The organism is Rhodococcus sp. WY5, from assembly GCF_018588185.1.
Lineage (GTDB): Bacteria > Actinomycetota > Actinomycetes > Mycobacteriales > Mycobacteriaceae > Rhodococcus_F > Rhodococcus_F qingshengii.
The window spans coordinates 130,965-155,368 of record NZ_JAAMPR010000001.1 but is presented as its reverse complement, the minus strand read 5'-3'; the positions used below and the strand labels follow the sequence as shown (position 1 = coordinate 155,368).

The following is a 24,404-nucleotide window of genomic DNA, read 5'->3' as shown; positions in this document are numbered from 1 at the left end:
ACAACCGAAATGCCGGCCGGGGAGAACGCAGAGAAGGTGACAGAGCGCGAGTTGTTGCCGATCGCGAGTGGTCGCCAGACCTGGAAGTGGTTGCGGGCGGCGCTGACCGAACACCGGATGCAGAGCCTGCTGGTCCTGATCGTCGCGGCTTCGGCGTCGGCGATGGCCTTGGTGCCGATTTACGTCTTCGGCGTCCTGGTCGACCGGGTCCGGGACAACGCGCCCACGTCGACGATCGTCGGGGTGGTCGTGATCATCGCCGCTGCCGCAATCGTGGGCGGTGTGTTCACCGGTGTGGCTGCCTATCTGATCAAGCGGCTCGGTGAGACGATCCTGGCGGATCTGCGAGAGCGGACCGTGGACCGGGCACTGCGACTGCCGATCCAGACCGTCGAGAAGGTCGGTAAGGGCGATCTGCTCTCGCGTGTCGGCGACGACGTGTCGGTGATCGCCAAGGCCGTGTCCGACGTGGTTCCCGGCATGATCGCGGCGGTTCTGCTCGTGGCTCTGAGCATGGTGACCATGCTCGGACTCGACTGGCGACTCGGTCTGGCCGGAATGGTCGCGCTGCCGATGTACGCGCTGGCGCTCAAGTGGTACCTGCCACGCTCGGCTCCTGTTTACGCAGCCGAGCGGGTAGCGATGGGCGCTCGTTCACAAGCGCTGATCAGCAGTCTCCAGGGTGCGAAGACGGTCCGCGCGTACAGCCTCGAGAAGGAACACCTCGGGCAGATCGATGCGGCGTCGGCAAAAGCGCGCGATCTGGCAGTCGGAGTGTTCGGCCTGTTCACGAGGTTCGCCGGTCGAGGTAACCGCGCCGAATTCGTGGGCCTGTCCATGATTCTCGTCGTCGGATTCCTGCTGGTCCGTGAGGACGTCGTGACAGTCGGCCAGACGACGACTGCTGCCCTGCTGTTCCACCGCCTGTTCAACCCGATCGGCTCGCTGCTCTACACCTTCGACGAAGTGCAGTCGGCCGGCGCCAGCCTCGCGCGACTGGTCGGCGTCGTCGAGATCGAGGAAACGGAGCCTTCGACGGATGCAGGTTCCGTTCCGGCCGACGGTTCGCTGCGTCTGGATGACATTCGGCACAGCTACGACGGTGGTCATGAGGTTCTCCACGGAGTGAGCCTCACACTGCGAGCGGGGGAGCGCGTGGCGCTCGTCGGTTCGACCGGAGCCGGAAAGACGACGCTCGCGGCGATTGCTGCCGGTTCGATCACTCCGACGTCGGGCCGGGTGTCGATCGGCGGTGTCCCGCTTGCCGACCTCGACGACCTACGACGCCACATCGCGATCGTGAGTCAGGAGGTCCATGTCTTTGCCGGACCCCTGATCGAGGATCTGAGATTGGCGGCTCCCGAATCCTCGGACGAGGACGTTGCCGCGGCACTGCGGACGGTCGGCGCGTACGAGTGGGTGGAGGCTCTCGACGAGGGAATGCTGACCGTCGTCGGCGAAGGCGGACACGAGATGACAGCGGCGCAGGCGCAGCAGTTGGCTTTGGCGAGACTGGTGTTGGCCGATCCCGCCGTCGCCGTACTGGACGAGGCAACAGCGGAGGCGGGCAGCGCCGGAGCGCGGGAACTGGAAGCGACTGCCGACGCCGCTACGGAGGGCCGCACCACTCTGGTTGTCGCACACCGGCTTACGCAGGCTGCGGGCGCCGACCGAGTGATCGTGCTCGAACACGGACAGATCGTAGAAGAAGGCCCGCACCGCGAACTGGTGTCCGCGGGCGGGCGTTACGCACAACTGTGGGCGGCCTGGGAAGGTCGCGACTGAGGGGTTTGTACTGGATTTTGTACTGAGGGGGTCTGATCCGGCGATCAGGTGAGGTACCCGCCGCCGTGGGGGAAGAACTCGGCGGCGGTGTACTCGCTGCCGTCGTCGAGTCGGACGCGCTCGATCCGCAGTCCCTTGTTCTTGCCCGACCACGCGTCGGGGCCCGCGACGATCACCATGCCGTCGTCTTCCTGGATGAACACTCGGCCGGGGGTTCCGCCGTAGTGCCCGCGTGAGACGGACGCCTTCAGGATGCGGATGCGCTGGCCCTTGAACTCGGCGAAAGCGTTGGGGTACGGATCGGACTGTGCCCGGACGAAACGCTCGATGACCTCGGCGGGCCAGGACCAGTCGACGTGGCTGTCCTGCGGTGCGCGCTTGTGGAAGAACGTGGCCTGCGATCGGTCCTGTGGCGTCCAGTCGGTACGGCCGGACGCGATCAGATCCAGGGCGTCGAGTGTGATGGGGCCGATCATGTCGATCGTGCGGTGGAACAGATCGGTGACGGTGTCGGTCGGGCCGACCGTCGTCGAACGCTGCAGCACGATGTCGCCCGCATCGAGTTCCTCGTCCATCAGGTGCGCCGTGAGCCCGACTTCTTCTTCGCCGTTGATCAGAGCCCAGATGAGCGGGGAGAATCCCGTGTACTTGGGCAGCAGCGAATCGTGGATGTTGAGGGTGCCGTACTTGGGTGCGTCGAAGACCTCCGCAGGCAACCAGGTACGCCAGTTGTTGGCGACGATGATGTCGGGAGCTGCTTCGGCCAGCGCGGCTTTGAAGGCGTCGTCAGGCTTGTTCGCCACGTGAACGGGTACACCGTTCTCGGCCGCCAGATCTGCAACCGAGTCCGCCCACATCTGTTCGTAGACGTGTTCGCTCTTCGGGTGTGTGATTGCCAGCACGACCTCGTGATCGGAGTCGATCAAGGCCTGCAGGGTACGGTGGCCCCAGGTTTGGTATCCGAGCGTAGCGACTCTCAACGGGGGTCCTCCTGGACGAGCATGGGCTGGGGTTGCGGTCACACGACCGCCCATCAGCTTAGGCTATCCAACCAAAATTGTTGATCACACGTACGAGGAGGAAGGCTGACATGACGGTCGCCACAATCAACGGAATCCCCATCAATTACCAGGTCAAGGGTGATGGAGATCTGGTGGTGCTCATCATGGGGACCGGCAGCCCCGGCCGCGTCTGGGATCTGCACCAGACTCCGGCACTGGTGGCCGCAGGCTACCGAGTATGCACCTTCGACAACCGCGGAATCGCACCGTCCGGCGAGAGCCTCGGCGGCATCACGATGCCCGACATGGTCGCAGACACCGCCGGACTGATCGAGCACCTCGGTGGCGGTCCGGCCCATGTCATCGGAACCTCGATGGGCGCCCGGGTGGCGCAGGAACTGACGCTCGCCAGGCCCGATCTGGTTCGCAAAGCAGTGTTCCTCGCCGGTCACGCCCGGATGGATCATTTCCAGCAGGTCCTGACCGAGGGTGAGCGCCAGTTGTTCGACAGTGGAGTCGCTCTGCCGGCCAAGTACCGTGCCGCAGTGACCGCGGTGATGAACCTTTCGCCGGCCACGCTGGCAGACGATCACTCGGCGCGCGACTGGATGGATATCTTCGAGTTCACCGGCGGCGCAACGTCACCGGGTGTTCGCGCACAGCTCGGTATGGACCGCGCCTTCGATCGACGGGGTGCGTACAAGTCGATCATGCGCCCGTGCCTGTCCGTCGCTTTCGCCGACGACCGCATGATCCCGCCCTACCTCTCCCGCGAGGTGGCGGACTGCATCGCGACGGCGTCGTACGAAGAGATTCCCGACGCCGGGCACTACGGCTACCTCGAGCGTCCGGAGGCCGTGAACAAGGTGCTGATCGACTTCCTGGCGAAGTAGTTTTCCGCACGCGAGAAAGGGCCTGACCTGCTAACTGCAGGTCAGGCCCTTCTCATGTTTCAGGCCAGTGCCAGGAACAGCTTCTCGAGTTCGGCCTCGGTCATCGGTTCCTGACCTTCCGCGCTGTCACCGCTCAGGCATTCACGCAGCCCGGAAGCGACGATCTTGAACCCTGCTCGGTCCAGCGCCTTGGACACGGCGGCGAGTTGCGTGACGACGTCCTTGCAGTCGCGGCCGTTCTCGATCATCGAGATGACCCCGGCAAGTTGGCCGTGGGCACGACGCAGTCTGTTCAATACGAGCGCAATGCTCTCTTCGTCGCCGGTCATGGTGGCCCCTTCTCGAGTGTTCGTGCTGCGGTCAAGGGTACCCCTGGGGGCATGTCACTGCTTGATTCAGTGTTTGATCCGACTGCGGTGTCAGATCAGCGAGTCGACGGCCGCGCGCAACTTGACGGCTGCGTCGGCTGCCACGGACTCGAGGCCGGGTTCGCCGGAAACCTGAACCATGAGAGCAGGGTTCATCGCTTCGACGAAGAACGAATTCTCGGTAGTCGTATCTTCGCGGACGACGACGTTGCACGGCAGCAGGAGGCCGATCTGACGATCCACCGAAACTGCCCGATGGGCCAACGGCGGGTTACAGGCACCCAGGATCAGGTACTTTTCCATGTCCTCGTCCAGCTTCGCCTTGAGTGTTGCCTGCATGTCGATCTCGGTCAGGATGCCGAAGCCCTGCTCGGCGAGAGCGCCACGCGTGCGGGTGACGACGTCGTCGAAGGTTCCGGTGACCTTGGTTGCGATCGCTATCGGTTCTGTGGGTGTTGTCATTGCGCACTCCTCGTCGTGGGCTGTCACTGTCGCCGGCTTTGATTTCTCCTGTCCCCATCATACCCCTGGGGGTATCAGTAGGACAGTGATGTCGGGTACACGATCAGCCATGCGAGAAGCTGATGTTCGGCAGGACGCGACGCAGCCATGCCGGCGCCCACCAGGCTGCCCGGCCGGTGAGGCGTAGGAGAACGGGCAGCAGCACCAAGCGGACGAGCACTGCGTCCAGGAGCACAGCTACGCCGAGGATGATGCCCATCTCCTTGGGCGGCAGCGGATCTGCGAGCGCAAAAGTGAAGAAGACCGCAACCATCACCGCTGCTGCCGCCGCAATGACCCGACCCGAATGCGCGAGGCCGTCGATGTGTGCGATCTCGGGGTCACCTGTGCGTTCGTAGTGCTCCTTGGCACTCGAAAGCAGGAACACGGTGTAGTCCATCGCGATCGCAAAGATCATGGCGAAGAAGAAGACCGGACCCCACCCGTTGAGAAACCCCTGGGGATCGAAGCCGAGCAGGCCTGCTCCGTGACCGTCCTGGAAGATCAGCTTCGCGATTCCGAATGCGGCCCCAGTGGACAGCAGGCTGACCAGCGTGCCGATCAAGGCGATCAAAGGCGCCTGGAGGGCGATCAGCAGCAACAGGAATCCGAGCGTCAGAATCACGACCACGACGATGGGAAGGTAGTCGTCGAGTGCCTGCTGAAGGTCGAGATTTTCGGCCGGAGCGCCGCCGACGAGCGCCGATTCCGGCAGTTGCGACCGAAGGTCGGCAAGGATGGTTTCCATCGCAGGATCTGACGGGTCGACGGTGGGAACTGCTTGCAGCATAACAAGATCGGACCCGTCGGCAGCTTGTTGCGCTGGGGTGACCATGGCCACGCCGTCAACGCTCATGGCAATTCGTGAGGTGTCGGCTGCATCGTCGGCGGACGTGACGATCTGCAACATCCCCGGGGCGCCGTCCCCGAATTGCTGCTGCACCAGTTCATAGCCCTGGCGAACCGGGTCGTCCTCGGGAACCACGGCGATGGAGGGCATTGCCACCTTCAGTCCGAAGACCGGAACAACGAGTGCGATCAGGATGAGTAAGGCGCCGAAGCCGAATGGCCACGGGTGCTTGTGCAGCAATGATGCCCAACCTGCGAACATCGGGGAGCGGTGCTGCTGGCGCTTTGCATACGGTAGAGAACCGCCGTTGACCTTCGCGCCGATCCTGCCGAGCACGGCAGGCAACAGGGTGAGTGTTGCGGCGAGAACGAAGATCACAGCGAGCATGATTCCGACAGCCATCGTGCGTACGGCCGGGGCTGGAACGATGAGAACCGCAGACAAACTGACCAGAACTGTGAGGCCGGAAAGGACCACAGCCTTGCCGGCGGTGTCCATGGTTTGAGCCACGGCGGCCCTTGGATCCGGATCGGCTCGCAATGCATCCCGGAACCTGGCGACGAGGAAGAGTGCGTAGTCGATGCCCAGCGCGAGAGCGAACATCATCGCGAAGTTCATGGCCCACACGGAAATCGGCGTGATCTCGTTGAGGATTACAAGCCCGCCCGCCGAAGCGACCAGGCCCGCAAGCGTCAGCAGTAGTGGTAGACCCGCGGCAACCAGGGAGCCGAAGGCCAACACCATGATCGCGAGAGTGACGGGCCACGACATCATTTCGGCTTTGATCATGGCTTCGTGATTGGCCTTGTTGAAATCGCTCCACAACGCCGACGCACCCGTCGGGTACACCTCGATCGTGTCGGTGGACAAGCCCGTGAGCTTCTTGCCGAGTTCGTCTACCGCGCTGACCATCTCGTCGGTACTCGCGTTGGCGCCCGCGACCATGATGCCGGTATGTCCGTCCGGGCTGATGGTCATACCGGGCTGCGGGGCGATCACTTCGCCGAAGCGAGGGTCCGCGGAAAAGATTTCCGTTGCCGCGGCCAGGGTTTGCTGCATCGACGGATCCGTGATGGGTAGAGAATCCGAGTGAACGACCACTTGTACTGCGGCGGAGGAATTTCCACCGAAATGCTGCTCGGCCAACTCGCGAACTTGCACGGATTCGGATCCGTTTGCCTGCCAACCCGCGCCGGCCAGGGAGGTGAAGACGCTGGGTGCTGCGGCGCCGAGTGCGATCAACGCGATCAACCAGACGCCGACGACGAGGCGGGTGTGAGTCGCCATCGATCGACCGAGACGCGCAAGTATGCCGTCGGCTCGGGTGGGTGGGTCCGCGGTGACTGTTCTGGTCGCTGACATCTTCACTCCTGATACGGGTGGGGGTATTCCTGTCCGTCACCTGTATACCCCCACGGGTATCGATCTGTCACATTCGAGGGTTCTCTATGCTGCTGGGGGCACCGTCCGATCTGAAACGGTGAAACGGATATGGGAGAGCAATCATGGACGCACGCGACTGGGACGAGCGATACCGAGCGGTGACGGAGCCATGGGGAGTCGACCCGGCGGGAACCGTCGCAACAAGAATTTCCGATCTGAGACCGGGCACCGCGATCGATCTGGCCTGCGGCGACGGCCGTCACGCGCGGTGGATGGCTGGGCAAGGTTGGTCGGTGACTGCGGTCGACTACTCGTCGGTGGCGATCGATCTGGCACGGGCGAGTGACGGGGACAAGGCTGTCGACTGGCAGGTCGGCGACGCGACCGAGTGGCAGCCGGAAGGGCTGGTCGACCTAGTGTTGGTCAGCTTTCTTCACCTCGAGGTCGACCATCTGGCCGCAACCTTGAATCGCGTCGGGGAGTGGCTGACGCCCGGCGGACGGGTCCTCTATTTGGGGCATTCCATCGAGAACTTCCATCGTGGTGTGGGCGGTCCACCCGAACCGACCATTCTGCCCGGTATTTCCGATCTCGCTCGCGCTGCGGAGGGATCGAGGGTCTATGCCCTCGAACATGTCGTTCGGCCGCAAGACGGTAAGACAGCAATTGACGTTTTGCTCGAATTCGGTCCGTGGGAACAGGTCTGACAAGGGCGGGAGCGCACCTTCACGTTCCTGGGTAGCCTACCCTAAACTTGCGAGGGTGTTCGTCGTTCGATGAGCATGAACGACGATGATCGGATTCTTGATGTCTGACCACTCTCAGGTAGCTCACCCGGCGGTATCGGGCGGTGCCGATCTGGACGCAGCGCTCCCGGCGACGGCCGCTCAGCGTGAGGTGTGGGTTGCTCAGAACGTCGATCCGAGCAGTCCGGTCTACAACATCGGACTTGTCGTCGAGGTCGACGGCACGATCGACATCGAGCGCGCGGCAGCGGCGATCGAGGCCAGCGTCGGACGCGTCGAAGCGCTGTTCGTGCACTTCGAGGTCGATGCCGACAACCAGCTGATCCAGGTGCCGATTCCGGATGCGCGCTGGGACGTGGAAATTCTCGACCTTCGGGCAGAGGCGGATCCCGATTCGACTGCGCAGTCGTGGATGGACACCGACATGGCTCGGGTCTTCGGTCCGGACGATCTGCTGTTCCGGCAGGTGCTTCTGCTGACCGCTGACGACCGAGTCATCTGGTATCAGCGCTATCACCACAGCGTGGTCGACGGGTACGGCATCTCGCTCATCGTCGCCGACGTCGCCGAGCGATACGACGATCCGAATCTCGGGACTGCCGCGCCGCAGTGGTCACTCGACGCCGTGGTTGCAGCCGATCTGGATTACCGGAACTCTCCGCGATTCCAGACCGACCGTCAGTACTGGGCCGAGCGCGTTGAATCCGGACCGGAAGCGACGCGGATTCTGCATGGGCAGGTGGATGATTCGCTGCCGCCGATCTCAGCGATGCTCACGCTCGACGCTGATCGCGCGGCACAGCTCTATCGCTATGCGGCCGACGCCGGGATTCGACGAACTCGTCTCCCCATGGCCGCGCTGATCGCGTACATTGCGCGGACCACGGGACAGCACGACGTTGTCGTCTCGGTACCGATGGCCGCTCGGGTGGGGCGCGACATGCGTCGCACTCCTTCGATGGCGTCGACGATTTTGCCGCTGAGTATTCGGGTAGAACGCTCGGAAAGCATCGGCCAGTTGGCAACTCGTCTCGACACCGCCCTGGTCTCGATTCTCAAGCACGGGCGGTACCGGGGTGAGGATCTTGCTCGCGACATTCGGGCGATCGATCCCGACCGTCAGGTCTTCGGCCCCGGCATCAACTCGATGATGTTCGAACACACACTCACCTTCGGCGGATGCCCGGTGCGCGTGCGTAATTCGGTAACCGGTCGAGTCAGTGACCTGGATCTGAGTGTGCGCGGTGGTCAGGACGGGGAGCCGATCGAGATCGACGTCCGCGCCCCGGCCGGATTCGACAGGGAGTTGGCCGATCACACCGCGAGAATCGAACAGTTCCTCGATCGATTCGTAGCCGAGCCGCAGCTTCCGATCTCGGCACTCGACCCCATGTCGCTCGCGGAGAGAGAACTCGTGCTCCACGGGTGGAACGACACCGCAGAGCCGCAGCCAATCACGACGGTGCCGGATTTGTTGCGCAGCAGCTTCTCTGTCGATCGGGGCGTTGTCGCCGTGGTCGACGGGGACGTCCGGCTGACGTACGGCGAACTCGAAAGTCGGGTATCACAGCTCGCCGCGCACTTGATCTCTCGCGGTGTCGCGACCGAAACCGTTGTGGCGATCGGGCTTCCGAGATCCGCCGAGATGGTGGTGGGGTTGTTGGCCGTCATGTGTGCCGGTGGTGCCTTCGTGCCACTGGATCCGTCATGGCCTGCCGAACGCCGCGAATCGGTACTTGCCGACGCGGGCGCCACACTGGTGCTCACCTCGGACGGTGTAGACGACTCCGTTCCGGTCGATCTCTCCGCGTGGGCGTACGAGGACGGGCCCTCGGACCTATCCGAGACAATGACCTCCGACATTCGTATTCACGGTGCCCAACTCGCATACGTCATCTTCACGTCCGGTTCGACCGGACGTCCGAAGGGCGCCATGATCCGCCACGAGGCAATCTGCGCAAGGTTGCTGTGGCAACGGGAGCGGATTCTCGGGTTCGGGTCCGGCGATGCCTCCTTGTTCAAAGCCCCACTCTCGTTCGACATCTCGATCAACGAGATCCTGCTCCCGCTCGTCTCCGGCGGTCGATTGGTGATCGCGAAGCCCGAGGGGGAACGCGACCCGCAATACCTGCTCGACCTGATCGCCGGAGAATCGGTCACCTTCGTCTACCTGGTCTCGTCCATGCTCGACATACTGCTGGACCTGGCGAACGAGACCGATCAGCTCGATTCGTTGAAGCACGTGTGGTGCGGCGGTGAGGTTCTCACGCCTGAACTCTTCGACCGGTTCCGTGCCCAACTGTCCACGACGCTGTATCACGGCTACGGGCCGGCAGAAGCGACCATCGGTGTCTCCCATGTGATCTACCGAGAGGACGCGGAACGAATCGCGACCTCCATCGGGCGGCCGAACCCCAACACTCGCCTGTACGTGTTGGACGGCGACCTGCAGCCGGTTCCGATCGGCACCGGCGGCGAACTCTACGCCGCGGGCTTCCTGCTGGGACGCGGATACGTCGGCGCGTCGGCGCTGACCGCATCTCGCTTTGTCGCGGATCCCTTCGTCTCAGGTGATCTGGCCGGATCCCGGATGTATCGCACCGGTGACTTGGCCAGATGGACCGACGACGGCACCCTCGACTTCCTCGGACGCACGGACAATCAGGTGAAGATCCGCGGCATGCGCCTGGAACTCGAGGATGTCGAAGCCGCCGTGATTTCGCACCCCGCAGTGCGTCACGTGGCAGTTCTGGTGCGCCAAGCACCAACAGGTGCAAAGTATCTCGCCGCCTACGTGAGCGCAGCGTCGGGGACGAACCTCGCGATCGACTCACGTGAGCTTCGCGAGTGGGCTGCGAGCAAGCTGCCCGACTACATGGTCCCGACCACCGTCACCGTCCTCGACAAGTTTCCGCTCACGGCAAACGGCAAACTCGACCGTCGCGCGCTACCCGAGCCCGATCTCGCCGAACTGAGTGCACACGTCGCCGCGAGAAACGAAGTCGAACAACAGTTCTGCACGTTGATCGCGTCGGCAGTCGGCCTCGATTCGGTCGGCGTTACCGACGACTTCTTTGCACTGGGCGGCGACAGCATCGTCGCGATCTCACTCGTGACCGCGGCTCGTGCTGCCGGTTTGTCGATCAGTCCTCGCGAGGTGTTCCAACTGCGCACCGCCGAGGCTATGGCGCGTGCCCAGTCCTCCCGAGTGGCTGAGATCGTCGACCACGCGGACCAACCGATCGGCCACGTAGCTACGACGCCGATTGCCGCCAGGGTTCTCGGAGTGTCGGACGCAGTACGAACCTTCCACCAGCGAGCGCTGATTCAGACGCCGTCAGCCTTGACGTCCGAGCATGTCCAGGCGGCGCTCAACGCCCTGGTGGCGCGCCACGATGCACTTCGTGCGACGTTGACGCCCGAAGGAAGACTGCTCGTCCCGGAGACAAACGAAGTGGCTGTGGTCTTCGAGACCCGTGCACTACCGGCACCGCTCGAAGAATGCGGACCGCTGATCGTCGCCGAGACCGAGCGAGCTGTCGGCCGTCTGAATCCGGCCGACGGCACGATGGTCAGCGCTGTTCTGTTCCGCCCTGTGACCGGTCCCGGACGGCTGTTGCTGGTCATCCACCACGCGGTGGTCGACGGCGTCTCGTGGCGCATCATCCTCGAGGACCTCGCGCGCGCCGGCATCGCAGCGATGAATGGCGACGAACCCGCACTCGCTCCGGTCGGCACGTCGGTGCGAAGGTACGCCGAACTCGTCTCGGATGCGGTCGGAGCCGGGCGACTGGACTCGGAAATCGAGTTCTGGGACTCGGTGACGTCCGCACAACGGGCATCTCTCGGCCGTCGGGCACTCGACCCGGCAGTTGACCTCGCGCGCACCGCTGCAGCGCGGTCGATCACCCTACCTCCAGAACTTGCAGATCAGCTGTTGGGCAGTGTCCCACGGGCGTTCGGAGCCGATGTGAGCGAAGTGCTGGTCACCGCACTTGCCGTGGCGCTGACCCGTTGGAGCGGTGCCGGATCGGTGACGATCGACCTGGAGGGGCACGGACGCGACGAGGACATCGTTCGCGGTGACGGCGCTGCGCACGTCGACCTGACTCGTACCGTCGGATGGTTCACCACAGTGTTCCCGGTGGCGCTCGAGATCGGTACAGCCGCTCCGGATCTCGAAGCGAGCGGCGAGTTGGCGGGGGTTCTCAAGAGCGTCAAGGAGCAACTTCGACGCGTCCCCAACGCCGGCTTCGGGTACGGAGCATTGCGATACCTGGGCAGCTCGGATCAGTTGGGTAGCGTCGCAGCGCCGGAGGTGGTGCTCAACTACCTGGGACGTACTGCTGCAGCGGAGGGGGACTGGTTCCCGGTGTCGATGGACGGTGCTGCCGATCCGTCCATGCCGCTGGGACACGCGTTGTCTGTCGACGTCGTAGCCGAGGACGCCGCCGGTGGACCACGACTGCGAGCCACCCTGACCTGGGCGTCGAACATCTTCCTGCGTAGCGATATCGACAAGTTTGCGCGGTTGTGGCTGGACTCGCTCGAGGCCGTGTCCGGGCTCGCAGCCTTCGGCGGAGCCACACCCTCGGACTACCCTCTGGTGGCGCTCGCTCAGGCAGACGTGGACGGGTTACCGAAGGCTGAAGAGATTCTCCCACTCACTCCGCTGCAGGAAGGGATCTACTTCCATTCGGCGTTTGCCGATCCGGGGGCCGATCAGTATGTCGTGCAACAGGTTGTGGAACTGACCGGAGCCGTGGACAGTGCGGCGCTGCACCGCGCGCTGCAATCCGTCGTCGATCGGCATGAGGCGCTGCGCACCGGATTCTCGGTCCTGGGTGACGGCCGGGTCGTGCAGGTGGTGCACCCGAGCGCTGTCGTGGAGATGGCGGTAGTCGAGGTGGCCGGCGCCGATGTCGATGAACTGCTTTCCGCCGACCGCGCGCGCGGGTTCGACCTGGCGCAACCGCCGCTCGTCCGTTACACGCTTGTCCGTGCCTCTTCGGAGAAGTACCTTCTGCTGCAGTCGATTCACCATGCGGTCGCAGACGGATGGTCGGTTCCGGTGATGCTGCGGGAGCTGATGGCGTCGTACAGCGTTGGCGACTCCGGCGTGGTGCTCCCGACTCCGGCGCCGTACCGCAGCTATCTCGAATGGTTGGCCCGCCACGATCACGAGGCCTCGGCAGCGGTGTGGAGAGAAGCGCTGAACTCTCCCGGGCCCGCGGTCGAACTTCCCGCGCCGAGCGCGGGCAGCAGCGGCGTCTGTGCCACCCGAGTCGAGCTGTCCGACAGTGATACTCGCGCACTGGCGATCAACGGACGCTCCCATGGCCTGACGCTGAGTACGCTCGTGCACGGCGCCTGGGGGCTGGTGCTCGGCCGAATGACCGGCCGAACAGACGTGCTGTTCGGATCGACCGTATCGGGACGCGGTGGAGACCTGCCCGGCATCGAGTCCATGGTGGGCTTGTTCATCAACACCGTGCCGGCTCGGTTGCGGTTCGATCCGGCAGAGACAGCCGCGCAAGCGCTTTCCCGTTGGCAGAGGGAACAATCGGAACTACTCGACCATCAGTACCTGGGGTTACCCGAACTGCGACGGACCGGCGGACTGGAGCAGGACTTCGAATCACTCGTCGTGTTCGAGAACTATCCACTCGGTGACACGGCAATCGCTGATCCGACGAACTCGGTGCGACTGACGGGAATTCGATTCGACGAGCGACCGGCCTACCCGTTGACCCTGATCGTCGTCCCCGGCGATCGATTGGCGTTGGAGCTCAAGTACGACGCTGCTCAGGTGGACGGCGACGCCGCTGCGTCGCTGGCCGAAACTCTCGCAGTCGTACTCACCGAGCTCTCGCGCGATCTCGATCAGGTCATCGGCCGGATCGCGCTGGCACCCGCACAGCCGGGGAGCGTCGGCACGGCCTTGGATCGGCCGCGCGCAACGCTGACCGAGCTGCTGAAGGATCAAGCCGGGCGTACGCCCGAAGCCACCGCAGTGATCTTCCGTGAAGAGTCGTTGACCTACGCCGAACTTCACTCTCGCGCTGATCGTTTTGCGCATCTGCTGCGCGAACGTGGCGTCGGACGCGAATCGTTGGTAGCGGTGGCCTTGCCTCGCTCTCTTGATCTGATGGTCGCGATACTCGGCATCGGAAAGGCCGGGGGAGCATACGTTCCCCTCGACACCGGCTACCCGGCGGAGCGGCTGACGTACATGCTGGGTGACGCCGATCCTGTGTGCGTCGTGGTGTCGGAAGACTCTTCACTCGATTCGGGTTCGGTTCCGCGGGTGACGGTATCGGAGTCGGCGCAGTTCCCCGCCGATCCGCTGAGTGTCCCAGGATCGCCCGCGGATGCCGCGTACATGATCTACACTTCGGGTTCGACCGGTCGCCCCAAAGGCGTTGTGGTCAACCACGAGGGTGTGGTCAACCGATTGCTCTGGGCACAGCAGATACGTCCGATGGACGTCTCCGACCGGATGCTGCAGAAGACCCCGTCGAGCTTCGACGTCTCCGTTCCCGAATTCTTCTGGCCGTTCCTGGTGGGGGCAACTCTCGTGATGGCCGAGCCGGACGGGCACAAGGACCCTGGCTATCTGGCCGACGTCATCGTCGAACATTCCGTGACCCGAGTGCATTTTGTTCCGTCGATGCTCGACGTGTTTCTCGCGGAGCCGAAAGCAGCACTGTGCTCTTCGCTCGAGATCGTCAACTGCAGCGGTGAGGCACTGCCCGCTCACGTTGCACGCAAGGTCTCCGAGATCCTGCCGAATACTCTGGTGGACAACCTCTACGGCCCCACCGAGGCCGCCGTCGACGTCAGTTGGCAGCCGTCGGTGCAGGAAACTCCGGCAGACGCCGTCAGCGTCCCGATCGGCGCACCTGCCGCCAACACCGGCCTGTTGGTTCTCGATCCCTACCTGCAGAACGTCCCGGCCGGTGCCACCGGTGAGCTCTATCTGGCAGGGCCACAACTGGCGCGTGGTTACCACGGACGTGGGGGATTGACCTCCGAACGATTCGTGGCGAATCCGTACAGCGACGGCGGCTCGCGGATGTACCGGACCGGTGACATCGTGCGGTGGAATGCCGACGGCGTTCTCGAGTACCTCGGCCGTGCCGACGAGCAGGTGAAGGTTCGTGGATTCCGAATCGAACTCGGCGAAATCGAAGCGCAATTGGCGCTGTGCCCCGGAGTCACGGCAAGTGCCGTGATCGTCCGAACCGACGGTCCGAGCAACCGCGCACAGGTGGTCGCCTACCTGGTCGGAGATGCTGATGATGTTGCGGTTCGAGCTCAGTTGTTGTCAGTGCTACCGGAGTTCATGGTGCCAAGTGCCTTCGTGCGGCTCGAGTCGCTGCCGCTGAGCCCGAGTGGCAAGCTCGACCGAAAAGCACTACCTGCACCGGATTTTGCGGCACAGGTGGGCGACTTGACGGGAGTGGTTTCCTCGGGCGTTGCAGACCTCCTCGCCGGGCATTTCGCGACGGTTCTCGGACTGCCCCGTGTCGGGGTGCGCGACGATTTCTTCACTCTCGGCGGCGACAGTATCCTGGCGATCCGACTGGTCAACCTGGCTCGTCGTGATTCGGTAGTGCTGACCCCGCGTCAGATCTTCGAATTGCGCACTCCCGCTGCGATCGCTGCAGCGGTGGGTGATGTCGCCACCTCGGATGCCACCGTCACGGCCGACATCGGCGTGGGTGAGCTGGTTCCGCTGCCGGTGGTTCACCGCTTGTCCGAATGGACGGGTGGTACCGACCGCTTCAACCAGGCAGTTCTGATCCACTCTCCGGCAACATCTCTCGGTTCGATCACCGGCGCATTGCAGGCCGTGCTCGATCACCACGACGGACTTCGCCAAACCTTGATCCGACATGACCGCGGGATGTGGTCGGCGCGGATCGAGGAACCCGGTAGTGTCCGGGCAGCGAACCTGGTCGAACGCGTTGATGCTCGGGGACTGGATGACTCCGAGTTGCGAAGACTCGTCACTGAGCACTCTGAAACTGCGACCAGTCGATTGGATCCGTCTGCAGGGCGGATGGTCTCGGTGGTCTGGTTCGATTGCGGCGCTGAGAGTCTGGGCAGACTCGCGATAGTCGCGCACCACCTGGTCGTGGACGGGGTTTCCTGGGGAACCGTGCTCGAGGATCTCGCGATGGCCTGGGTGGCAGTCGAAGCCGGAGAGCCCGCCGCACTGGATGCCGTCGGAACTTCGCTCCGTACCTTCTCCCGTACGGTGGCCGAACACGCATACAGTGCTCATCGATTCGCCGAACTCGATCACTGGCTGACCGTGACCGCTCCGGGCGCGCAGTTGATCCCCGACGCCGCGGGCGATGCCGTCGTATCCGGAGGCTCGAGGCGCACGGTCACGGTGGACGGAGCAATCTCCGAGGCAGCACTTGGATCGGTTGCGGCAATGGTGGGTGCCGAGGGAACGGATGTTCTGTTGGCAGCGCTGACGATGTCCGTCGATCGCTGGCGCCGCTCCACCGGCCGCAGTGAGCACGAATTGCTGGTCGATCTCGAACGGCACGGCCGCGAGGAGTTGGTGGCGGGCATCGATCTGTCGCGAACAGTCGGCTGGTTCACCACGATTGCCCCGATGCGACTGCACGGCGGAATCGACCCGGTGGACACGCTACGCGAGGTGAAGGAGAGCCTGCGGGCGGCTCCGCACGGCGGTATCGGCTACGGGATGCTGCGATACGTGAATGCCCGCACGGCATCGACATTGGCGGGGCGCTCCGAATCTCAGATCCTGTTCAACTATCTCGGACGTACGACGACAGCAGGATCGACAGCATGGTCCTTGGCAGCGGAATCCGAAGCCTTGTCCACCGATCCCGACGCAGACATGGGAGGCCCGTACCGACTGATCGTGAATGTCGTCAGTGTGGATTCGGGGCTCCGCGCCGAGTTTGCCTGGGCAAGTGAAGATTTGTCCGAGGACGACGCGCAGTCACTCTCCGACGGCTGGGTTTCGGCCCTCGGCGATCTGGCGGCTGCGGCCGCGCGTCACGCCGGGCCTCCCATTCTGACCCCGTCCGATGTGACGTTGCTCGACCTGAGTCAGACCGAGATCGACGCGATAGCCGATGCGAGTCCGGCAGGTGTCAGCAGCATCCTCCCACTCTCACCGTTGCAGGAAGGCCTGTACTTCCAAGCCGGCTACGCGGGCAGCAGCGACAGCAGCAGTGGTGGGGACATCTACACGGCACAGTTCTCGATGGACTTCGGGCACACCCTCGATGTCGACAGGTTGGCTGCGGCCGCCCGGACACTTCAACGACGAAATCCCACGTTGCGAGCGGGTTTCGTGAGCGAAGGGCTGAACGAGCCGGTGCAGTTCTTCAGCGCTGGACTCGATGTTCCGGTCGTCGTCCACGATCTCCGTGAACTCGACGACTCGGTTGCTCGTGAGCGTGCCGAGGCCGTCGCCGCCCAAGACCGAGTGACGCCATTCGACCTGACCGCGCCGCCGCTGTGGCGTATGAGTGTGCTGCATCTGCCCGGCGGCCAGGATCGTCTGGTGATCAACAGGCAGTTCCTGCTGTGGGACGGCTGGTCCAACGGCCTTGTCGTCAGTCAGCTTCTGGCGCTTTACGATACCGGCGGCGACGACAGCGCATTCGGCGAACCCGAGGGGTCGTTCGAGACATACCTCGCCTGGTTGGCCGATCGCGACGGTGCAGCCGCCGACGAGGGGTGGCGCGGAGCGCTCGCAGGACTCGAGGAGCCGACGCTTGTTGCCGAGCCTGCGCCCGGCGTCGAAGTTCAGCTTCCGGATCGCCGCGATGCGGTTCTGTCGGAAACGCTTTCGCGTGCGTTGCGTGAGCGCGCTGCCGCGTCCGGCGTCACGTTCAACACGGTACTGAATGCAGCGCTGGCCCTCGTGCTGGCGTCGGCCACCGGTCGACAGGACGTCGTCTTCGGCTCCACGGTTGCCGGAAGGCCGCCGGAGGTACCGGGAATCGACACCGTGGTGGGCATGTTCCTCAACACCGTTCCCGTTCGGCTGCAACTGGATCCGAACGAGAGCGTCGAGGAACTTCTTCGTCGGACACAGGCGGATCGACTTTCGCTGATGCCTTTCGACTACCTCGGTTTAGCATCGATCCAGCGTGTTTCCGAGCATCGTCAACTCTTCGACGTGCTGATGGTCCTGCAGAACTTCGTGGACGAGAGGCAAGTCCACGCGCTCAACGCCGCTCACGACGTGAGTGGAAGCGACAGTATCGATCACACGCACTATCCGCTGACCGTCGTGGTCACACCGGGTGCCACCGTCAACGTCAAGTTCGAGTTCCATCCGCATCTGGTGACCGCGCGCCGGGCCGAGGACCTACTGGGTCACTTCGTCGACCTGCTGCAGAGTTGGTCGCAGGACATGGCGGGATCGGTTGTTGCGTCTCCGGTTCCCGCAGTAGCGCAGCAGACGCAGATCCGGGAGTTGCCGGAGCGCACCATTGCCGACCTGTTCGAAGAAGTCGCGTCGGCGCAACCGAACGACACGGCACTCGTGTTCGGGAAGCGCCGGATGACCTACGCCGATCTCGACGGCGAGATCAACCGGATGGCGCGGTTGCTGATCAATTGCGGCGCCGGCCCGGAAAAGATTGTCGCTCTTGGCCTACCACGTTCTGTGGACATGGTCGTCGCGCTCTTCGCGGTATTGCGCACGGGTGCTGCCTACCTACCCCTCGAACTCGACCATCCGGCCGAACGGTTGGCCGTGATGATCGACGACGCGGATCCTGTCGTGTTGCTGACAACCGTTTCGGCCTCACCGAGGTTCGAAGGTGCGGACGTCCGCACTATCGTGATCGACGAACCTGATACAGCAGCAAGGAGACTGACGATCTCGGCGCGGGCACTCTCCGCGTCGGAACTCGGAGCATTCGCCCCGGGGGCACCGCATCGACTCGACCACCCCGCGTACGTCATCTACACCTCCGGTTCGACCGGCAAGCCCAAGGGCGTGGTCACCGGTTACCGCGGCTTGACGAACATGCAGTTCAACCACCGCGAGGCGATTTTCGAACCCGTGATCGCCGCGGCGGGCCGGCGCCTGCGGATCGCGCACACCGTGTCCTTCGCCTTCGACATGTCGTGGGAGGAACTTCTGTGGCTCGTGGAAGGCCACGAGGTGCACATTTGCGACGAAGATCTGCGTCGTGATGCCGAGGCACTCGTTGCATACTGCGACGCACTGGACATCGACGTCGTCAACGTGACACCGACCTACGCGACGCACCTGATCGACAGCGGGCTTCTCGACGACGGTGTGGGACACCACCGCCCGCCGTTGGTCCTGCTCGGCGGTGAAGCCGTTCCGGATTCGGTGTGGAACAGGCTGCGCGACACCGAGGGAACCGTGGGCTACAACCTCTACGGTCCGACGGAATACACGATCAACACGCTCGGTGGCGGAACGTCCGACAGTGACACCCCGACCGTCGGCAAACCGATCTGGAACACCGCCGCGCATATTCTCGACGGCTGGCTGCGTCCGGTCCCCGATGGAGTTGCCGGCGAACTGTACATTGCCGGAGCCGGTTTGGCTCGCGGCTACCTCGGACGCTTCGCGCTCACGTCCGAGCGCTTCGTCGCAGATCCGGCTGGGACCGGAGAACGTATGTACCGCACCGGGGATCTCGTGCGGCGACGCGGTGACGGCAACCTGGACTTCCTCGGCCGCACCGACGATCAGGTGAAGATCAGAGGTCACCGCATCGAGCCGAGCGAAATCGTCTCCGTTCTCGAATCCGACGAACATGTGCGGCAAGCGGCAGTGGTGGTCGACGTCGGGGCAGGTGGAGTCAAGAGGCTCGTCGGCTACGTGACGCCCGTGCGACTCGGCGCCGGGCACGACTACCGCGCGCAGGCGCGAGTTCTCCTACCCGACTACATGGTTCCGGCCGTGGTGATCGAGGTGGAGACGCTACCGATGACCGTCAACGGCAAGCTCGACGTCAAGGCACTGCCCACCGCTGATTCGGTGCTGGGGGAGCGGAGTGGGGAGTCGATCGCACCGCGTAACCACACGGAAGAGGTCCTCTGCGACCTCTTCTCCGACGTACTCGATGTGGGCGATATCGGGGTCGACGACAACTTCTTCGACCTCGGTGGGCACTCGCTTCTGGCCACCAAGCTGATCAGTCGAGCTCGGATCGCCATTCCGAACAGTCTGACCATGCGTGATCTCTTCGAAGCGCCGACGGTGGCGGAACTTGCGGAACGTATTGTGGCCGAGCAGGGAGCGACGCGACCGGTACTGGTAGCGAAGCCGCGGCCGGACCACCTTCCTCTTTCTGCCGCTCAACAGCGATTGTGGCTGATCGGACAGATGGAGGAGAACTCCGCGGCCTACAATTTCCCGATCGTGCTCCGTTTGGACGGCGCACTGGACGCGGACGTCTTCGCCGCGGCGCTCGGCGACGTCGTGGAACGACACGAATCCCTGCGTACGGTGTTCCGGTTGGTGGACGGATCGCCGGAGCAGATAATTCTCGAATCGGCGACGATTCCGGTCGAGACAGTTCATCGAGACGAATCCGGTGTCGCCGGTGAAATTGCCGTGGCAGTGGGTCGTCCGTTCGACCTGTCTGACGAGATTCCGATTCGCGCCCGTCTGATCCGAGTAGACGGTGCCGAGGTGGACGGTGCCGTAATCGTCGTGATCGTCCTGCATCACATCACAACGGACGAATGGTCCGATCGGCCATTCCTGCGCGATCTGATGTCGGCCTACTCCTCTCGGATCCAGGGCGAAGATCCAATTTTCGAACCGCTACCGGTTCAGTACGCGGACTACACCCTGTGGCAACGGGAATTACTCGGCAGCGCCGACGATCCGTCGAGCATCCTGAGCACGCAGTTGGACTTCTGGGCGAAGAGTTTGGACGGAGCCCCCGAAGAACTGCTGCTTCCCGCCGACCGGAGTCGACCGGCCAGACCGAGTTTCTCCGGTGGTGCAGTGGTGACACGGTTGGGCGTGGAGACAACTGCTGCACTGCGAGATCTGGCGCGCGAGAGCCGGAGTTCGATGTTCATGGTTCTGCACGCGGCGTCGGCGGCGTTGCTGACTGCGCTTGGAGCGGGTGAGGACCTTCCCCTCGGCGCTCCCGTCGCCGGACGTAGTGAGCAGGGACTCGACGAACTGGTCGGCTTCTTCGTCAATACGATTGTGCTGCGCACGGATACGTCAGGTAATCCGACGTTCCGGGAGTTGGTGGATCGCGTTCGCGAGGGAGATCTCGAGGCCTTCGCCAACGCCGACGTTCCCTTCGAAACGGTGGTGGAGCGCCTCAATCCGTCGCGTACTTTGGCACGTAATCCGCTGTTCCAGGTCATGGTCGGCTATCACAGCCGCGAGGAGATGGGCGGCGATTCGTTCGAACTCGAGGAGTACACGGCCAAGTTCGATCTGGTGTTCAACTTCACCGAGTACCTCGGCGACGAAGGCTGCATCGACGTCCGACTCGAATACGGCAGCGACCTCTTCGATCGCGAAACAGCACAGCGAATTTCGAGCCGATTGGAATCGGTGATCGCGGCAGTCGTGGAATCGGCCGACATCGAGATCGGCGACATCGACATCTTCTTGCCAGGCGAACTCGAGCAAGTTGTCACCTCGTTCAACGACACCGCCGTCGACGTGCCGGAAGAGACGTTCTACGACGCTTTCGCGCGTGGAGTCGTTGCTACGCCCGAGGCGATTGCGGTGCGCGACGAGGCGGGGCAGGCCACGTACCGCGAACTCTCCGAGCAGTGTGATCGGATCGCCGGCGTGCTGTATCGCCGCGGAGTGTCGGTCGAAGACGTGGTGGGGCTTGCCGTCCCGCGCTCGGTGGAAATGGTCGCGTCGGTCCTCGCCGTGCTCAAGCTGGGGGCCGCGTATCTACCCCTGGATTTGAGTCACCCGAGCGAGCGCATCACATACATGCTCACCGATTCCCGCGCCTCGGTACTTCTGTCCACTGCGGAGGAAAGCTCGCGGATCGAGGATGTGGTCGGCGTCGAGCGAATCCTCCTGGACGATCCGCTGATCCGTGCGGAACTGGACGAGGCAGTGATCGTCGAAACTCCCCGGCCACCAGTTGGCGTCAGCCACGCTGCCTATGTCATCTACACCTCGGGATCGACCGGCAAGCCGAAGGGAGCCGTCCTCTCCCATGACGGTATTCCGAGTCTTGTTGCCACAGCCGAGGTTCGGATGCGACTGGTACCGGGTTCGGTGGTGATGCAGTTCGCTTCGGTCGGCTTCGACGTCGCGGTATTCGAGCTGGCGATGGCACTGTGCACGAGCAGCACCCTGGTGATCGTGCCGCAGAATGCACGAGTTGCCGGTCCGGCGCTGACCGATTTCATGACGAGCAATCGTGTCACCCACGCGATCATCCCTCCCTCGTTGCTGGCCGCTCTGCCGGCAGGATGTGAAGTGCCGCAGGGCTGCACCGTGTTGGTCGGAACCGAGACGGTGCCACCGGAGCTGATCGGGCGATGGGCGGAGCGGCTGAATTTGCTTGCCGCGTACGGACTCACCGAAGCCACGGTGAACAACACACTGTGGCAGGCAGAACCCGGTTGGAACGGTCCCGTGCCCATCGGAATCCCTGACCCCAACGAACAGGCGTACGTGCTCGACGATCAACTGCGTCCGGTTCCGCCGGGAGTATCCGGCGAGCTGTACATCGCGGGACGCGGCCTGGCGAGAGGCTATCTGGGCCGATTCGATCTGACGGCACAGAGATTCATCGCCGATCCCTTCACCGCGGGCGATCGCATGTATCGCACCGGGGACCGCGCGCGGTGGCGCTCTGACGGGAACATCGACTTCCTCGGCCGCGTCGACGATCAGGTCAAGATCCGCGGTTTCCGAATCGAGTTGGGCGAAATCATCGGAGCTCTCAGTGCCCATCCTTCGGTGAAGCAGGCAACGGTCGTCGCGGATCGGCAGGGCGAAATCACGCGCCTGGTCGGTTACGTGTCACCGGAACCCGGTGTCGTCGTCGACACGACGGCAGTGCGGAACCTCGCGGCACTGTCGTTGCCCGACTACATGGTTCCGACCATGGTTGTCGCCCTTGACGGTCCGCTGCCGTTGACGCCCAACGGAAAGCTCGACCGCAAGTCGTTGCCCACTCCGGACTGGTCGGAGCTGGCGGGTGATGTTGCTCCTCGCACGGCAGTGGAGTCCACGGTTGCGGCTGCGTTCGCGGAAATCCTGCAGCTACCGAGCGTCGGAGTCCACGACAGTTTCTTCGAACTCGGCGGCCATTCGATGGCTTCGATGAAACTGGTCGGTCGCATTCGGGAAGCGTTCGGCGTGGACGTCAGTATTCGAGACGTATTCGACGCGCCGAGTGTTGCGGAGTTGGCGGCCGTCGTCGCGCGTTCGGAAGGTAGGCGTCCGATCCTGGCGCCGGCGGCGAAACGTCCCGAGACGATGGGTCTGTCTGCGCCGCAACGTCGTCAATGGGAGTTGTTCCGCGCGTCCGGCGCGCAACCGCAAGCAAGCCACGCTCTGGCGCTGACCCTGAAATCGAAGATCGATCCGGAGATTCTCGGGCACGCCTTGGACGATGTGACTTCGCGGCACGAACCCCTGCGGACCACCTTCGTCGAGGTCGACGGCATCGTCGTGGCAAGAGAATCGGTGCGTCCGACTGTCGATGTGGTCGATGTCGGCGCCGGCGATGTGGGTCGAGTGGTGTTCGAACTGGCTCAACTTCCGATGGATCTGCGTGAGCAATCACCGTTGCGGGTTCATCTGGTGCTCGGTGAAGACGGCTCTAGGACACTGCTTCTCGTCATGCACTACATCGCCGTCGACGAGTGGTCAGTAGTGCCGCTGTTGGGAGATCTGGTCTCTGCTTATGCAGCCCGGTCGCAGGGAGATCAACCGGTTTGGGACGAGCTTGCATTGACGTACGCCGATTACACCGTGTGGTCGGACGAGCTGTTGGGAGACCCCCGAGACGTCGACAGCCGTGCGTCGAAGCAACTTGCATATTGGCGGGATGCGCTCGACGGAATACCGACCAGTGTGAATCTTCCGTTGCCGGAAGGTGACTCGGAGCCTCGAGGTGACGTGATCGCCGTCGACATCGACGCGGGTCTGCACGCCGGAATCGACGCCCTGGCTGCGCGCACCGGCACGAGTATGTTCATGGTCCTGCAGGCCGCACTGGCCAGCGTTCTCACGAAGGCCGGCGCGGGTACTGATCTTCCCATCGGTTCATTGGTTGCGGGCAGGTCGGATCCCCGTCTCGAACCGATGATCGGATCGTTCTTCAATGTTGTTCTCCTGCGCACGGATACGTCCGGTAGTCCGACGTTTGCAGAATTGCTGGCTCGCATCCGGGAAAACAATCTGGAAGCGCTGAGCAATCAGGACGTCTCATATGTGTATGTCGAGCAGGCGCTGGGTAATCCGGCGTCCATGAGACCTCAGGTGATGGTGATCCATCACCAGCAGGCGGATTTGGACGGGCTCGGCGACTTCGGTTCTCTCGTACCGATTCCGGTGGGAGTGCCCCATGCGGATGTGACGTTGAGTTTTTACGAGCCGGTGGGCGATGGGCCTGTCTTTGCAACTCTCGGGTTCCGTGCCGACCGCGTCGATGCGGGTGCAGTCCGCGTATGGGCAGGTCAGTTGGTCGACGTGATCGAGGCTGCAGTCGCCGCCGAAGGGGATGACGCGAGCGAGGGGGCGAAACTATGACATACGTCGCATCGCTCCGTGGGGTCGACCGCTATACGGGGGCTCACAGTGTTGATACCCTCACCTCATTAAGGGTAGCCTTTGCTACTTACTTCGGGACATCGATTGGCGGCCGTACCAG

General features: G+C 63.5%; 8 protein-coding genes. 4 read left to right on the top strand and 4 right to left on the bottom strand.

The window, feature by feature from the left end; translation table 11 throughout:
• The first annotated feature begins 9 nt into the window (after positions 1-9).
• Positions 10-1,785: an ABC transporter ATP-binding protein gene (locus tag G4D79_RS00625; protein WP_042920544.1), complete on the top strand. Its 1,776-nt coding sequence runs from the start codon at positions 10-12 to the stop codon at positions 1,783-1,785.
• Between the two features lie 44 nt (positions 1,786-1,829).
• Here the strand turns inward: G4D79_RS00625 and G4D79_RS00620 are convergent, their stop codons facing one another.
• Positions 1,830-2,765 (bottom strand): methionyl-tRNA formyltransferase, encoded by a 936-nt coding sequence (locus G4D79_RS00620; RefSeq protein WP_007734348.1) that lies wholly within the window; start codon positions 2,763-2,765, stop codon positions 1,830-1,832.
• A 110-nt stretch (positions 2,766-2,875) separates the two neighbouring features.
• On the opposite strand from G4D79_RS00620, the gene G4D79_RS00615 reads away from it, so the two are divergent.
• The gene (locus G4D79_RS00615) at positions 2,876-3,679 is read left to right on the top strand and encodes an alpha/beta fold hydrolase (RefSeq protein WP_003945829.1); all 804 of its coding nucleotides are present in this window, start codon (positions 2,876-2,878) and stop codon (positions 3,677-3,679) included.
• Between the two features lie 59 nt (positions 3,680-3,738).
• On the opposite strand, the gene G4D79_RS00610 is transcribed toward G4D79_RS00615, so the two are convergent.
• The 3 genes from G4D79_RS00610 to G4D79_RS00600 form a co-directional block, all read right to left on the bottom strand.
• Entirely contained in the window at positions 3,739-4,008 is a 270-nt protein-coding gene (locus G4D79_RS00610) for a metal-sensitive transcriptional regulator (RefSeq protein ID WP_007734349.1), read from the bottom strand.
• 90 nt (positions 4,009-4,098) lie between these two features.
• Entirely contained in the window at positions 4,099-4,509 is a 411-nt protein-coding gene (locus G4D79_RS00605; RefSeq protein ID WP_003945447.1) for a DUF302 domain-containing protein, read from the bottom strand.
• A gap of 103 nt (positions 4,510-4,612) precedes the next feature.
• Positions 4,613-6,760 (bottom strand): MMPL family transporter, encoded by a 2,148-nt coding sequence (locus tag G4D79_RS00600; RefSeq protein WP_083059399.1) that lies wholly within the window; start codon positions 6,758-6,760, stop codon positions 4,613-4,615.
• 143 nt (positions 6,761-6,903) lie between these two features.
• On the opposite strand from G4D79_RS00600, the gene G4D79_RS00595 reads away from it, so the two are divergent.
• A complete protein-coding gene (locus tag G4D79_RS00595; protein ID WP_054188087.1) occupies positions 6,904-7,488 on the top strand; it encodes a bifunctional 2-polyprenyl-6-hydroxyphenol methylase/3-demethylubiquinol 3-O-methyltransferase UbiG in 585 nt (194 codons plus the stop codon).
• 85 nt (positions 7,489-7,573) lie between these two features.
• Positions 7,574-24,283 carry a non-ribosomal peptide synthetase gene (locus G4D79_RS00590; protein WP_214514216.1) on the top strand — a complete coding sequence of 5,570 codons (16,710 nt, stop codon included), beginning with the start codon at positions 7,574-7,576 and terminating at the stop codon, positions 24,281-24,283.
• Positions 24,284-24,404 lie beyond the last annotated feature (121 nt).

Bases quoted from the DNA above. Each gene is read 5' to 3' on its own strand.
- G4D79_RS00600 (WP_083059399.1), bottom strand. From the start codon at position 6,760: ATGTCAGCGACCAGAACAGTCACCGCGGACCCACCCACCCGAGCCGAC.
- G4D79_RS00610 (WP_007734349.1), bottom strand. From the start codon at position 4,008: ATGACCGGCGACGAAGAGAGCATTGCGCTCGTATTGAACAGACTGCGT.
- G4D79_RS00590 (WP_214514216.1), top strand. From the start codon at position 7,574: ATGATCGGATTCTTGATGTCTGACCACTCTCAGGTAGCTCACCCGGCG.
- G4D79_RS00615 (WP_003945829.1), top strand. From the start codon at position 2,876: ATGACGGTCGCCACAATCAACGGAATCCCCATCAATTACCAGGTCAAG.
- G4D79_RS00625 (WP_042920544.1), top strand. From the start codon at position 10: ATGCCGGCCGGGGAGAACGCAGAGAAGGTGACAGAGCGCGAGTTGTTG.
- G4D79_RS00605 (WP_003945447.1), bottom strand. From the start codon at position 4,509: ATGACAACACCCACAGAACCGATAGCGATCGCAACCAAGGTCACCGGA.
- G4D79_RS00595 (WP_054188087.1), top strand. From the start codon at position 6,904: ATGGACGCACGCGACTGGGACGAGCGATACCGAGCGGTGACGGAGCCA.